This is a genomic window from Sphingomonas sp. PEI4 (genome assembly GCF_056679955.1).
The window spans coordinates 1,956,548-1,969,135 of record NZ_CM155258.1 but is presented as its reverse complement, the minus strand read 5'-3'; the positions used below and the strand labels follow the sequence as shown (position 1 = coordinate 1,969,135).

Below are 12,588 nucleotides of genomic sequence, written 5' to 3'. Positions count from 1 at the left end.
CTTTAACGGGCGGCTGTACGGCAGGATCTGAGGTCACGCGGCTTCCGAAATCGTTACGGTCGCCGTGATCCTAGCCGCCCGCGAGCCGATGTCACGCGGACTTCCTTCCGCGATCGGAAGAACTTGCTCTGCTCGTGCTTTGGGATGATCCATCACCGCGCGGGGGCGGTGGTGGACAGGGTAGGGTTCGAACCTACGTAGGAGAAACTCCGGCAGATTTACAGTCTGCTGCCTTTAACCACTCGGCCACCTGTCCAGGCCGCTTTTGCAAGCGCCGCTCTTTCGAGCGCCACTGTTTCAAGCGAGGCGGCTCAATGGCGAAGCGCGCCCGGTGTGTCAACGCAGCTTTTGCGAAGTTTCGCGCTTCGGTGTTGCCGCGCAGGCCGAATGCCGACAAGGACGCCCGATACACAGACACGATAGAGAGCGAATATGGCACGCAAGGGACACAGGCCGAGCAAGGCACCGGCAGGCCGCCCCCGCTTCTGGGGCAAGCACGCAGTAGGGGCGGCGCTCGCCAATCCGGAGCGCACGGTGCGGAAAATCCTCGGCACGCGCGAGGCGCTGGCCGGGTTCGACCTGCCGGCCGACGTGCCGGTGACCTATGCCGAGGCCGCCGATCTGGCGCGGCTGGTGCCGGGCGACGCGCCGCACCAGGGCGTGGTGATCGAGGTCGAGCCGCTCGAGGACATGTGGCTCGCCGACCTGCTCGAGCACGGCAAGGACGACAATCGCCCGCTGGTGATCCTCGACGGCGTGACCGATCCGCATAACGTCGGCGCGATTCTGCGCTCGGCGGCGGCGTTCGACGCGCTCGGGATCATCACGCCGGATCGCAACGCGCCGCCGGAGTCGGGGACGATCGCGCGGGCGGCTTCCGGGGCGCTGGAGTCGGTGCCTTGGATTCGTGTCGTCAACCTCGCGCGCGCTCTGGAAGAGATTGCCGCGGCGGGGTTCTGGCGGATCGGGCTTACGGGCCACGCGACGCAGACGCTGTCGGAAGCGATGGGCACGCAGCGGATCGCGATCGTGCTCGGCGCGGAAGGCGAGGGCATGCGCCAGAATACCGAGCAGCATTGCGACGAGCTGGCGAAACTGCCGATCTCGGAGAAGGTGGAGAGCCTGAACGTCTCGAACGCCGCCGCGATCGCGCTCTACGCGATCACGACCAGGTGACCTGAACTCCCTCTCCCCGCCGGGGAGAGGGAAGGGGCCCGCCGCGCTTGCGGTGGGAAGGGTGAGGGGCGTGGGGCTCGGGACGTTGCATCCCAACTGCCCCTCACCCTTCCGTCGCCTACGGCTCCTCCCTCCCTCTCCCCGGAGGAGCGAGGGACAGTTAGTCCTCCACCGCGATCCTCACCTTCAACCCATCCAGCGCATCGGTCAGCTCGATCTGGCACGACAGCCGCGAGCCCGCATCCCGATCGCTCGTCGAATCGAGCAGGTCGTCCTCGTCCGGCCCCATCGGCTTCAGTTTGGCCGCAAACTCCGGGTCGACATGGACGTGGCAGGTGGCGCACGAGCAACAGCCGCCGCACAACGCCAGGATCTCGTCGATCCCGGCGTCGCGAATGACTTCCATCACCGAAAGGCCGGCCTCGCCGATGATCTCGCGTTCTTCCCCTTCGCGCGTCACGACGATAAGCTTGGGCATGTCATTCTCCGAAAAATCTTCGTGCGTTCATGCCGTTGCGCCGGCCGCGGATCAAGCATCATGGAGCCAAGCATCATGGGCCTGAGCGCAGAGCAACTCGAAACCGCCATGGCGGCGTTGTGCGCCATCGAACCGGCGTTCGCGGTCGCGGTCGGCAATGCCGGCCACCCTGCGCCGCGGATCAGCGAGCGCGGCTTCGCGACGTTGCTACGGACGATCGTCGGGCAACAGGTGAGCGTCGCCTCGGCGGCGGCGGTCTGGACCAAGCTCGACGCGGTGGTCGGTGGTGCGGGCGATCCGGCGAAGATCGCCGCCGCCAGCGACGAGTTGCTGCGCAGCGCCGGCCTCTCGCGCCAGAAGCTTGGCTATGCACGCAGCCTCGCCGACGAGGTGACGAGCGGCCGGCTCGACCTGACCAACCTGCCCGAGGACGACGAGGAGGCGATCGCCGCGCTGGTCCGCGTAAAGGGCATCGGCCGCTGGTCGGCGGAAATCTACCTGCTGTTCGCGGAAGGGCGGGCCGACATCTGGCCGGCGGGCGACCTCGCGATCCAGATCGAGGTCGGACGCATTCTCGGTCACGAAACCCGCCCGAGCGAGAAACTGACGCGCGAAGTCGCGGAGGCCTGGCGTCCGCATCGGGGAGCGGCAGCGATCTTCGCCTGGCATCATTACCAGGCGGACATGAAGGTGATCTGACCTCCTTCTCCCCTCCCTGGAAGGAAGGGGGGAGTTCCTTCCATCTTTCGTGCGTTTCGCCTCACCCTACCCGTCATCCCAGCGGAAGCTGGGATCTCCTCGTTCGGGTCGCGGCTCTCGCCAACCGGGATACCCCAGCTTCCGCTGGGGTGACGGATGAGGGAGCGGGGACGGGAGGCTGTTATGGCGGCTTTGGCAACGGCTTGAGACGCAAGCGCTTGTCCCAACCCGCCCGTTCCGGCAAAGCACCCTCCGATGTCAGCCCCCAATCTCCCCGCTTACGACTTCGCCAATTCGCTCTCCGAGAGCCACCGCACCGTCGTCGTCCCCGAAGGCGCGTCCTTCTGGCGCCGCCTGTTCGCGTTCGTAGGCCCGGGCTATCTCGTCGCGGTCGGCTATATGGACCCCGGCAACTGGGCGACCGACATCGCCGGCGGCTCCGCATTCGGCTACACATTGTTGTCAGTCGTACTGCTGTCGAACCTCATGGCGATGGTCCTGCAAGCGCTCTCCGCCCGACTCGGCATCGTCGCCGGGCTCGACCTCGCGCAGGCCTGCCGCGCACATTATTCGAAGCCGGTCTCGCTCGTGCTCTGGTTCCTCTGCGAGATCGCGATCATCGCCTGCGATCTCGCCGAAGTGCTCGGCACGGCGATCGCGCTGAAGCTGCTGTTCGGGCTGCCACTGGTTTACGGCGTCGTGCTGACCGCGCTCGACGTGTTCCTGATCCTCGCGCTGCAACGCTTCGGGTTCCGCAAGCTGGAGGCGTTCGTCGTCGCCTTGCTCGTCATCATCGCCGGCTGCTTCATCTTCGAGCTGTTCCTCGCACGGCCCGACATGGCGGGCGTGCTCGGCGGGCTGGTGCCAACCACGCAGATCGTCACCAACCCGGCGATGCTCTACATCGCGATCGGCATCCTCGGTGCGACCGTGATGCCGCACAATCTGTATCTCCACTCGTCGATCGTCCAGACCCGCGCCTTCGCCAAGGACCCGGCTGGCAAGCGTGACGCGATCACGATGGCGACGATCGACGGCACCGTCGCGCTCGGCCTCGCCTTCTTCATCAACGCCGCGATCCTGATTCTCGCCGCCGCGACCTTCCACGTCGCTGGCCGCACAGACGTCGCCGAGATCGACCAGGCCTATGAGTTGCTGGCCCCGATGCTCGGCATGGGCGCGGCAAGCGTGCTGTTCGCGGTCGCGCTGCTCGCGTCGGGCCAGAACTCGACCGTGACGGGCACGCTCGCAGGCCAGATCGTGATGGAGGGCTTCCTCAACCTGCGCATGCCGGTCTGGGCACGGCGGCTGGTGACGCGGTTGCTCGCGATCGTCCCCGCCGTGTTCGTGGTCGGTGCGTCGGGCGATGCGGGCGCGACGAAGCTGCTGGTGCTGAGCCAGGTCGTGCTCAGCCTGCAGCTCCCGTTCGCCGTCGTGCCGCTCGTCAAGTTCACCGGCGACCGCACGATCATGGGCGAACTGGTCAGCCCGGCATGGCTGAAGATCCTCGCCTGGTCGATCGCCGCGGTGATCATCGGCCTGAATGGTACTTTGCTCTATGGCATGCTCTGAATACGAAAACGGCGAACACGAAAACGGCGGCCGATCGCTCGGCCGCCGCTTCCTCATTCGCTAGCTTCGGCTGGAGTTCAGCGGCATTTCACGTTGCCGCGGTCGACCGACCGGCCGAGCAATGCGCCGCCACCGGCACCCGCCAGCGTGCCGAGCGTACCGCCACCGATCAGGTTGGCCAGCGCGCCGCCGCCAAGCGCGCCGATCACCAGACCGGTCGTGCCGTCGTTGCGCTTGCAATAGGCGCGGCCGTCGCGACCACGATAAATCCGGTCGTTGCGGCCGAGGCGGCGCTCACGGTACTTGCCGTCGCGGTAGCTGTTCGACGGATCCCAGTTGCGGTCGTCGCCACGCCAGTTGCGATCGTTACCGCGCCGGTCGTTGCTGAAACGACGGTCGTCACGATCGCGACGGTCGTTGTTGTCGCGGCGATCGTCGTAACGCTGCGCAGTCGCGGCAGTCGGCAGCATCGCCGGCGCGGCGACGGCGACCGACATCAATGCTGCGATAAGATGCTTCTTCATGCGATAATCTCCTGATCTATGCCGGTGTAACTTGCATCGCCCGGTAAAAGTTCATTCTTCGCCATTCGTGCGGGTGGCCGAGGGCTTGCACCGGTTTGCGCAGACCGATAGCAATCGATCGATGAAGGTCGAGGGCAGCTATCGCGACACCGGGTTCGCGCATCTTCGCGGATTGATACCGGTGGAGGTGACCGATGCCTTCCTGCGCCGCCTGAAGCAGGATCTGGCGCTGGACCGGGTCGATCTGAGCGGTGTCACGCGGCATCCCAATCTGTTGAAACGTGCGGCGTTCGAGGTTTATGGCCGGCAGTATCCGCCGATGCTGCAGTTCCTGTGGGGCCTGACGCCGATCGTCAGCCAGCTCGTTGGGCGTGAGCTGTTGCCGACCTATGATTATTTCCGGATCTACCGCGAGGGTGACGTCTGCATGGTGCATTCGGACCGCCAGGCGTGCGAGCACAGCCTGTCGCTGACGCTCGACTATAGCGACGGTGCACCCTGGGATCTGGAGGTCGGTACGGTGCGGACCGAACCGAGTGCGCGCGTCACCGACGACTTCGGTGCGGAGCCATACGCGGCGATCGCGATGGAGGTCGGCGATGCGGTCCTGTACCAGGGCGTGCATCACCGCCACGGCCGGATGACGCCGAACCCGAACGGCTGGTCGGCGCACCTCTTCCTGCACTGGGTCGACCGCGACGGGCCCTATCGGGATCAGGCGTTGGAAGGCGAAACCAGCCGCGCGAAGGCGGACTTCCACTTCATCTAAAGGCCAGCGTCAGACCTTGTCGGGGCTGGCCATCGAACAGTCATGCCCGTGGCCGGTCTCGACCTGCAACGTGGCGTGGCCGATGCCGAATTTTTCGTGGAGCATCGTCCTGGCGTCGCTCAGGAACCGGTCGCCGGGGTGACCGGCGGGCATCACCAGATGCGCGGTCAGGACGGGTTCGGTGGTGCTCATCGGCCAGATGTGCAGATCGTGGATCTCGGTGACGCCGGGCAGCCCGCAGAGCGCGTCGTCGACGTGATCGAACTCGATCCCACGGGGAACCGCCGACAGCGACATCTCGACGGTCTCGCGGAGCAGGCCCCAGGTCTGCCAGAAAATCAGGATGGCGATGACGATGCTGACTGCGGGGTCGATCCAGGTGAGGCCGGTGCGCCAGATCACGAATCCCGCGATCACCACGCCTGCCGACACCAGCGCGTCCGCCGCCATGTGCAGATAGGCGCCGCGGATGTTGACGTCGCCTTTCCGTCCGCGCGCGAACATCCAGGCGGTGAACGCGTTGACGGCGATGCCGATGCCCGCGACCATCGACACAGTGAGGCCGGCCGTCGGGGCGGGGTCCGAGAAGCGCTGAGACGCCTCCAGCACGATCGCGCCGAGCGCGACCAGCAGGAGCAACGCGTTGGCCAGCGCGGCGAGGATCGTCGATCCCTTCAGCCCATAGGTGTAGCGCTTGGTCGGTGCCGTGCGCGCGAGCATCGTGCCACCCCAGGCGACGACGAGGCCCAGCACGTCGCACAGATTGTGACCGGCGTCGGCGAGCAGCGCGACCGAGTCGATCCGCAGGCCGATGATCGCCTCGACCGCGACGAACACGATGTTGAGCCCGATCCCGATCGCGAAGGCCCGGTCGAACGAGGCCGGCGCGTGGCTATGGCCGTGTCCGCCATGCGAGTGGCCATGCGAATGCCCCCCAGATTGACCGTGGTCATGGCTATGGTCATGCCCGTGATGATGTCCGCCCAAAGCCCGCGCTCCACTAATCCGGCCGCCGCCTAGCACCGCCGTCTCGTGAGATACTAGGACGCGAGCATTCTTAGGCGGTTGCGCCCTGTCCCACCCACTCCGTCACCCCGGCGGAGGCCGGGGCCCACCGTCCCGCACACTCAGTCCTCCCGGATGTGCGGAACAGTGGATGCCGGAACGAGTCCGGCATGACGGGGGCTACCCCTCGTTGGCGAGCGCCTTCAGCCGATACAACGCGTCCAGCGCATCGCGCGGACTCATCGCATCGATGTCCAGCTTAGCCAGATCCTCGCGCAACACGTCACAAGCCGCCTCCTCGACCTGCGCCGCCGCCGCAAATAACGGCAAATCGTCCAGCCCAGCCGCCAACCCGCCAGTCTTCGCCCGCCCAGCCTCGAGCTTCGCCAGCACAGCCTTCGCCCGAGCCACCGTCGCCGGCGACATCCCCGCCAGCCGCGCGACCGCCAGCCCATAGCTCCGATCCGCCGGCCCATCCGCGAGTTCGTGGAGCAACACCAATTCCCCCTTCCACTCGCGCGCACGGACATGATGCAACGACAGCGCCTCGCACCGCTCCGCCAACCTCGTCAGCTCATGATAATGGGTCGCGAACAGGCACCGGCAGCGATTATCCTCGTGGATCGCCTCGACCACAGCCCAGGCGATCGCGAGGCCGTCATACGTCGAAGTCCCCCGCCCGACCTCGTCGAGGATCACGAACGACCGAGGCGTAGCCTGCGCGAGGATCGCCGCGGTCTCGACCATCTCGACCATGAACGTCGACCGCCCCCGCGCGAGATTGTCCGAAGCCCCGACCCGGCTGAACAACCGATCGACCAGCCCTAGAGTCGCCTTGGTCGCAGGCACATACGACCCCGCCTGCGCGAGCACCGCGATCAGCGCGTTCTGCCGCAGGAAGGTCGATTTACCGCCCATGTTCGGCCCGGTGACGAGCCACAGCCGCGACGCCTCCGACAGGTTGCAGTCGTTGGCGACGAACCGGTCACCCGATTTCGCCACGGCGGCCTCGACCACCGGATGCCGCCCGCCCTCGATCTCGAAGCAAGCATGATCGACCAGCGAAGGCCGCGCCCAAGCCCCTTCCGCCGCCCGCTCCGCCAACCCGGCCGCAACGTCCAACCGTGCCAACGCGTCCGCCGTAGCCGCAATCGCCTCGCGCCCCGCCAGAGCCTGCGCGGTCAGCTCCTCCAGATGCGCCGCCTCCGCCGCCAGCGCATGCGCGCCCGATTGCGACACCTTAGCCGCAACCTCATGCAAGGCAGGCGTATTGAACCGCACCACGCCCGCCAAAGTCTGCCGATGCGTAAAGCCGCTCTCAGGCTTCATCAGCGGATCGGCCGCCCGCGCCGGCACTTCGACATGATAGCCAAGCACGCCGTTATGCCTGATCTTCAACGCGGTAACGGCGGTAGAAGTCCGAAACTGCGCCTCCAGCGCCGCGATCGCCCGTCGCCCGCCAGCCCCCGCATCGCGCAGATCATCGAGCGCCGCGTCATACCCCGCCGCGATATATCCGCCATCCGAAGCCTCGATCGGCGGCGACGGCACCAGGGCGCGCTTCAGCAGGTCGATCAGCGCACCATGCCCGCGCAACCTGGGCGCGATGTCGCGCAACAGCACCGGCGGATCGACGATCGCATCCATCCGCTCGCCAAGGCTCCACGCCCCGTCGAGCCCGTCGCGCAACTGCCCCAGATCGCGCGGCCCACCACGTCCCGCCGCCAGCCGTCCGAGCGCCCGCCCGATGTCCGGCAAAGCCCGCAACGTCGACCGCAACCGCTCCCGCGCCGCCTGGTCGTCATGGAACAGCCGCACCAGATCGAGGCGCGCATCGATCGCTGCCTTGTCCATCAATGGTGCCCCAAGATCCGCCCCCAGCAACCGCGCGCCGGCCCCCGTCACGGTCCGATCGACCGCATCCAGCAGGCTCCCCTTCCGCACGCCGCCGGTCGTGCACGTCAGCTCCAGGCTCTCGCGCGTGGCGGCGTCGATCGCCATCGTCTCCGCCGCCCGCCCGATCCGCGGCGGCCGCAGGAACGGCATCGCGCCCTTCGCATTATGCTCCAGATACGCGACCAGCCCGCCCGCCGCGGCCAGCCCGGCGCGCCCGAACTGCCCGAACCCGTCGAGCGTCGCCACGCCGTACAACCGCTTCAGCCGAGCCTCGCCAGCCCCACTGTCGAAGTCGATCTTCGGCCGCAGCGTCGTCGCAAATTGCTCGAACGCGCTAGCCTCCGACGCCACAACTTCGGCCCCGCCAAGCCGTGCGAGTTCCGCCTCAACCGCATCCCCCGCAACCTCGACGATCTCGAACCGCCCGGTCGACACATCCGCCGCAGCAATGGCGACAGACCCACCAGCCTCCCCGATCGCCACGCACCAATTATCCGATCGCGCGTCGAGCAGAGCCTCCTCGGTCAGCGTCCCCGCCGTTACCACCCGAACTATCGCCCGCGCGACGAGCGCCTTGGATCCACCGCGCGCTTTCGCTTCCGCCGGGCTCTCGACCTGCTCGGCGATCGCCACCCGGTGCCCCGCCTTGATCAGCCGTTGCAGATACACCGTCGCCGCATGCACCGGCACGCCGCACATCGGGATCGGCTTCCCCTCATGTTCGCCGCGCGCCGTCAGCGCGATATCGAGCACCCCCGCCGCGATCCGCGCATCGTCCATGAACAATTCGAAGAAATCGCCCATGCGGTAAAACAACAGGCAATCCTGCGCCTCCGCCTTCAGGCCGAGATACTGCGTCATCATGGGGGTAGGGGGCGACATCCGACGCGGGTAGCGAAAAGCCGCGCCCCGTAAAACCCCTCTCCCCCCGGGGGGAGAGGGAGGGGCCCGCGCGAAGCGTGGGAGGGTGAGGGTGAGGGTGAGGGGGAGTGAGGCTCGGGCGCTTCCCCCAACCGCCCCTCATCCGGCGCCTGCGCGCCACCTTCTCCCGGAGGGGGAGAAGGGCGTTCGATAGCAACCCCACTAGGGCGAAGTGTCCGGGGTGACGAACGCCGACCACCTGCCTAGAAGGTCCTCCAGATCCTAACGACCGCGCGAGGCCCCGCCCATGTCCGACGAAACGCTCCAATTCTCCGAACGCGAAGCGCTGCTCTTCCATTCGGAAGGCCGCCCGGGGAAGATCGAGATCATCGCATCGAAGCCGATGGCGACGCAGCGCGACCTCGCGCTCGCCTATTCGCCCGGCGTCGCGGTGCCGGTGCAGGCGATCGCCGACGATCCCGCCAAGGTCTACGACTACACCGCCAAGGGCAATCTCGTGGCCGTCATCACCAACGGCACCGCGATCCTCGGCATGGGCAATCTCGGCCCGCTCGCGTCGAAGCCGGTGATGGAAGGCAAGGCGGTCCTCTTCAAGCGCTTCGCCGACGTCGATGCCATCGACATCGAGCTGAAGACCGAGGACGTGAACCGCTTCATCGACGCGGTCGAGCTGATGGAGCCGACGTTCGGCGGCATCAACCTCGAGGACATCAAAGCGCCCGAATGCTTCATCATCGAGCAGGCCCTGCGCGAGCGGATGAACATCCCGGTCTTCCATGACGACCAGCACGGCACCGCGATCATCACCGCCGCCGGCCTCATCAACGCGTGCTTGCTGACCCGGCGGAAACTCTCCGAGGTCAAGATCGTCGTCAACGGCGCCGGCGCCGCGGCGATCGCCTGCACCGAGCTCGTGAAAGCGATGGGCGTGCGCCACGACAACGTCATCCTGTGCGATCGCAAGGGCGTGATCTACCAGGGCCGCGACGGCGTCGATCAGTGGAAGTCCGCGCACGCCGCCGTCACCGAAACGCGCACGCTGACCGAGGCGCTGGTCGGTGCCGACGTGTTCCTCGGCCTCTCCGCGGCGGGTTCGCTGACCCCGGAGATGGTCAAGGACATGGCCCCCGCGCCGATCATCTTCGCGATGGCCAACCCCGAGCCGGAGATCCGCCCCGAACTGGCGATGGCGGCACGCCCGGACGCGATCGTCGCGACCGGCCGCTCGGACTATCCGAACCAGGTCAACAACGTCCTCGGCTTCCCGTTCATCTTCCGCGGCGCATTGGACGTCCGCGCGACCGGCATCAACGACGCGATGAAGATCGCCGCCGCCAACGCCATCGCCGAACTCGCCCGCGAACGCGTGCCGGAGGAGGTCGCCGCGGCCTACGGGGTCAGCCACAGCTTCGGCCCAACCTACATCATCCCCGCCCCGTTCGATCCGCGCCTGATGGAAGTCGTCCCCGTCGCAGTCGCGAAAGCCGCGATGGCCTCAGGCGTCGCGACCAAGCCGATCCTCGACATCGAAGCCTACCGCCATTCCTTGAGGGCCCGCCTCAACCCGACCACCTCGGTCCTGTCGATGGCCTACGAAGGCGCCCGCGCGCATCCGAAACGCGTGATCTTCGCGGAAGGCGAGGAAGAAGTCGTCCTCCGCGCCGCCATCGCCTTCAAGGAAGGCGGCTACGGCACCCCTGTGTTGGTCGGCCGCGACGACGTGCCCGACCGGTTGCGCGCACTCGGCGTCACCGATCCCGAGAGTTTCGAACTCCACAACAGCCGCGTCTCGCCGCTAGTCCCCCGGATGGTCGACTTCCTCTATTCGAGGCTCCAGCGCCGCGGATACCTGCGCCGCGATTGCGAGCGGATGGTCAACCAGGACCGCAACATCTTCGGCGCGCTGCTGCTCCAATTGGGCGAAGGCGACGCGATGATCACCGGCATCACCCGCACCTACGGCGAGACGATGCGCCAGATCCGACGCGTGATCGATCCCGTCGCGGGCAAGACCCCCTTCGGTATCCACCTGCTCGTCGGCCAGAGCCACACGGTGTTCATCGCCGACACCACCGTCAACGAGAGGCCCACCGCCGAGCAACTGGCGGACTTCGCCGAACAAACGGCAGCGGTCGCACGTCGCATGGGTCACGAACCCCGCGTGGCGTTCCTGAGCTATTCGAACTTCGGCAATCCGAAGGGCGAATGGCTCGACAACATCCGCGATGCGGTGACGGTGCTGGATGGCCGGCAGGTTGGTTTCGAATACGAAGGCGAGATGGCGCCGGACGTGGCGCTGAACCCGAAGCAGTTGGCCAACTACCCCTTCGCGCGGCTGTCCGGGCCGGCCAACGTGCTGATCATGCCAGGCCTCCAGTCGGCGCATATCTCGGCAAAACTGCTCCGAGAACTGGGCGGGGACTCAGTCATCGGCCCGATGCTCATCGGCATGGAAAAGCCCGTCCAAGTTGCCCCAATGACGAGCACGGCCAGCGAGCTAGTAACCCTAGCCGTCTTAGCAGCAGGCGGCATAGCCCGCTAAAACTCCCTCGCCCCTACGGGGAGAGGGAAGGGGCCCGCCGCACTTGCGGTGGGAAGGGAGAGGGGAGTGAGGCTCGGGACGGCTAATCCCAACGCCCCTCTCCCTTCCGTCGCAAGCGCTCCTCCCTCCCTCTCCCCGGAGGGGCGAGGGAAGTCGGTTCAAGCGTCGATGCTCGTCCCCAACGACGCATGCACCAGCCCCCCATCCACCGTAATCGTCTCCCCAATCACATAATCCCCAGCCCGGCTCGCCAGATAGATCGCCGCCCCAGCCATATCCTCGTCCACCCCGACGCGCTTCGCCGGAATCCCCTGCGCCACCGCATCGCCGTGATCCCGCGCCGCCTTGTTCATGTCGCTCGCGAAAGCCCCCGGCGCGATCGAGGTCACGTTGATCGAATCCGTCACCAGCCGCGCCGCCATCCGCTTCGTCAGATAGATCAGCGCCGACTTCGACGCATGATAGCTGTACGTCTCCCACGGGTTCAGCCGCTGCCCGTCGATCGACGTGATATTGATAACCTTCGCCGGCTTCTCGCGCGAGCCCGAAGCCTTCAACGCCGCATGCAGCGCCTGCGTCAGGAAGAAGGGCGACTTCACGTTCAGGTCCATGACCTTGTCCCAGCCCACCTCCGAAAACTCCTCGAACGGCACGCCCCACGCCGCCCCCGCATTGTTCACCAGAATATCGAGTTGTGACTCATGCTCGGCGAACTGCGCCGCGAGCGCCTTGCACCCCGCCACCGTCGAGACATCCTGCGGCAACGCGATGCAGTTCGGCCCCAGTTCCGCCGCGGTCTCCTCGCACGCCGCGGCCTTGCGTGACGAGATATACACCTTCGCCCCCTGAGCGACGAACCCCGCCGCGATCATCTTGCCGATCCCGCGACTCCCGCCGGTGATCAGCGCGACGCGGCCGTCGAGCCGGAACAGGTTGGTAGTATCCATCACGCATCCTCCGAATGTTTGGCCGCTTGGTATCCCCGCCCGCCGCCCGCCGCAAACCCGTTTTTCGAACGCGCCATCATTGACGAGTGCGGAAGCCA

General features: G+C 66.7%; 10 protein-coding genes and 1 tRNA gene. 5 read left to right on the top strand and 6 right to left on the bottom strand.

What is annotated here, in order from left to right:
* Positions 1-169: 169 nt before the first annotated feature.
* Positions 170-256: transfer RNA gene (locus tag AC1MLZ_RS09005), tRNA-Tyr, on the bottom strand.
* 176 nt (positions 257-432) lie between these two features.
* On the opposite strand from AC1MLZ_RS09005, the gene rlmB reads away from it, so the two are divergent.
* Positions 433-1,176: a 23S rRNA (guanosine(2251)-2'-O)-methyltransferase RlmB gene (rlmB, locus tag AC1MLZ_RS09000; RefSeq protein WP_480961342.1), complete on the top strand. Its 744-nt coding sequence runs from the start codon at positions 433-435 to the stop codon at positions 1,174-1,176.
* A 160-nt stretch (positions 1,177-1,336) separates the two neighbouring features.
* Here the strand turns inward: rlmB and AC1MLZ_RS08995 are convergent, their stop codons facing one another.
* Positions 1,337-1,654, bottom strand: a complete 318-nt coding sequence (locus AC1MLZ_RS08995; protein WP_480961341.1) for a 2Fe-2S iron-sulfur cluster-binding protein — start codon at positions 1,652-1,654, stop codon at positions 1,337-1,339.
* A 75-nt stretch (positions 1,655-1,729) separates the two neighbouring features.
* On the opposite strand from AC1MLZ_RS08995, the gene AC1MLZ_RS08990 reads away from it, so the two are divergent.
* A complete protein-coding gene (locus AC1MLZ_RS08990) occupies positions 1,730-2,353 on the top strand; it encodes a DNA-3-methyladenine glycosylase family protein (RefSeq protein ID WP_480961340.1) in 624 nt (207 codons plus the stop codon).
* Positions 2,354-2,608: 255 nt separating this feature from the next.
* Complete coding sequence (locus tag AC1MLZ_RS08985; RefSeq protein WP_480961339.1) at positions 2,609-3,925, top strand: Nramp family divalent metal transporter; 1,317 nt, start codon at positions 2,609-2,611, stop codon at positions 3,923-3,925.
* Positions 3,926-4,002: 77 nt separating this feature from the next.
* Here the strand turns inward: AC1MLZ_RS08985 and AC1MLZ_RS08980 are convergent, their stop codons facing one another.
* Entirely contained in the window at positions 4,003-4,449 is a 447-nt protein-coding gene (locus tag AC1MLZ_RS08980; RefSeq protein WP_480961338.1) for a hypothetical protein, read from the bottom strand.
* Between the two features lie 121 nt (positions 4,450-4,570).
* Here AC1MLZ_RS08980 and AC1MLZ_RS08975 point away from each other — a divergent pair, with 121 nt between their 5' ends.
* Positions 4,571-5,218: a hypothetical protein gene (locus AC1MLZ_RS08975; RefSeq protein ID WP_480961337.1), complete on the top strand. Its 648-nt coding sequence runs from the start codon at positions 4,571-4,573 to the stop codon at positions 5,216-5,218.
* Positions 5,219-5,227: 9 nt separating this feature from the next.
* Here the strand turns inward: AC1MLZ_RS08975 and AC1MLZ_RS08970 are convergent, their stop codons facing one another.
* Together AC1MLZ_RS08970 and mutS are read right to left on the bottom strand one after the other, a co-directional pair.
* The gene (locus tag AC1MLZ_RS08970) at positions 5,228-6,205 is read right to left on the bottom strand and encodes a cation diffusion facilitator family transporter (RefSeq protein WP_480961336.1); all 978 of its coding nucleotides are present in this window, start codon (positions 6,203-6,205) and stop codon (positions 5,228-5,230) included.
* 198 nt (positions 6,206-6,403) lie between these two features.
* Entirely contained in the window at positions 6,404-8,983 is a 2,580-nt protein-coding gene (mutS, locus tag AC1MLZ_RS08965) for a DNA mismatch repair protein MutS (RefSeq protein WP_480961335.1), read from the bottom strand.
* 304 nt (positions 8,984-9,287) lie between these two features.
* Here mutS and AC1MLZ_RS08960 point away from each other — a divergent pair, with 304 nt between their 5' ends.
* Entirely contained in the window at positions 9,288-11,543 is a 2,256-nt protein-coding gene (locus tag AC1MLZ_RS08960; RefSeq protein ID WP_480961334.1) for an NADP-dependent malic enzyme, read from the top strand.
* 158 nt (positions 11,544-11,701) lie between these two features.
* Here AC1MLZ_RS08960 and AC1MLZ_RS08955 read toward each other — a convergent pair whose 3' ends face one another.
* Positions 11,702-12,490 (bottom strand): SDR family NAD(P)-dependent oxidoreductase, encoded by a 789-nt coding sequence (locus AC1MLZ_RS08955; protein WP_480961333.1) that lies wholly within the window; start codon positions 12,488-12,490, stop codon positions 11,702-11,704.
* Positions 12,491-12,588 lie beyond the last annotated feature (98 nt).

Coding starts and splice junctions, on each gene's coding strand:
- mutS (WP_480961335.1), bottom strand. CDS start 8,983: ATGATGACGCAGTATCTCGGCCTGAAGGCGGAGGCGCAGGATTGCCTG.
- AC1MLZ_RS08980 (WP_480961338.1), bottom strand. CDS start 4,449: ATGAAGAAGCATCTTATCGCAGCATTGATGTCGGTCGCCGTCGCCGCG.
- AC1MLZ_RS08990 (WP_480961340.1), top strand. CDS start 1,730: ATGGGCCTGAGCGCAGAGCAACTCGAAACCGCCATGGCGGCGTTGTGC.
- AC1MLZ_RS08985 (WP_480961339.1), top strand. CDS start 2,609: ATGTCAGCCCCCAATCTCCCCGCTTACGACTTCGCCAATTCGCTCTCC.
- AC1MLZ_RS08975 (WP_480961337.1), top strand. CDS start 4,571: ATGAAGGTCGAGGGCAGCTATCGCGACACCGGGTTCGCGCATCTTCGC.
- AC1MLZ_RS08955 (WP_480961333.1), bottom strand. CDS start 12,490: ATGGATACTACCAACCTGTTCCGGCTCGACGGCCGCGTCGCGCTGATC.
- rlmB (WP_480961342.1), top strand. CDS start 433: ATGGCACGCAAGGGACACAGGCCGAGCAAGGCACCGGCAGGCCGCCCC.
- AC1MLZ_RS08960 (WP_480961334.1), top strand. CDS start 9,288: ATGTCCGACGAAACGCTCCAATTCTCCGAACGCGAAGCGCTGCTCTTC.
- AC1MLZ_RS08995 (WP_480961341.1), bottom strand. CDS start 1,654: ATGCCCAAGCTTATCGTCGTGACGCGCGAAGGGGAAGAACGCGAGATC.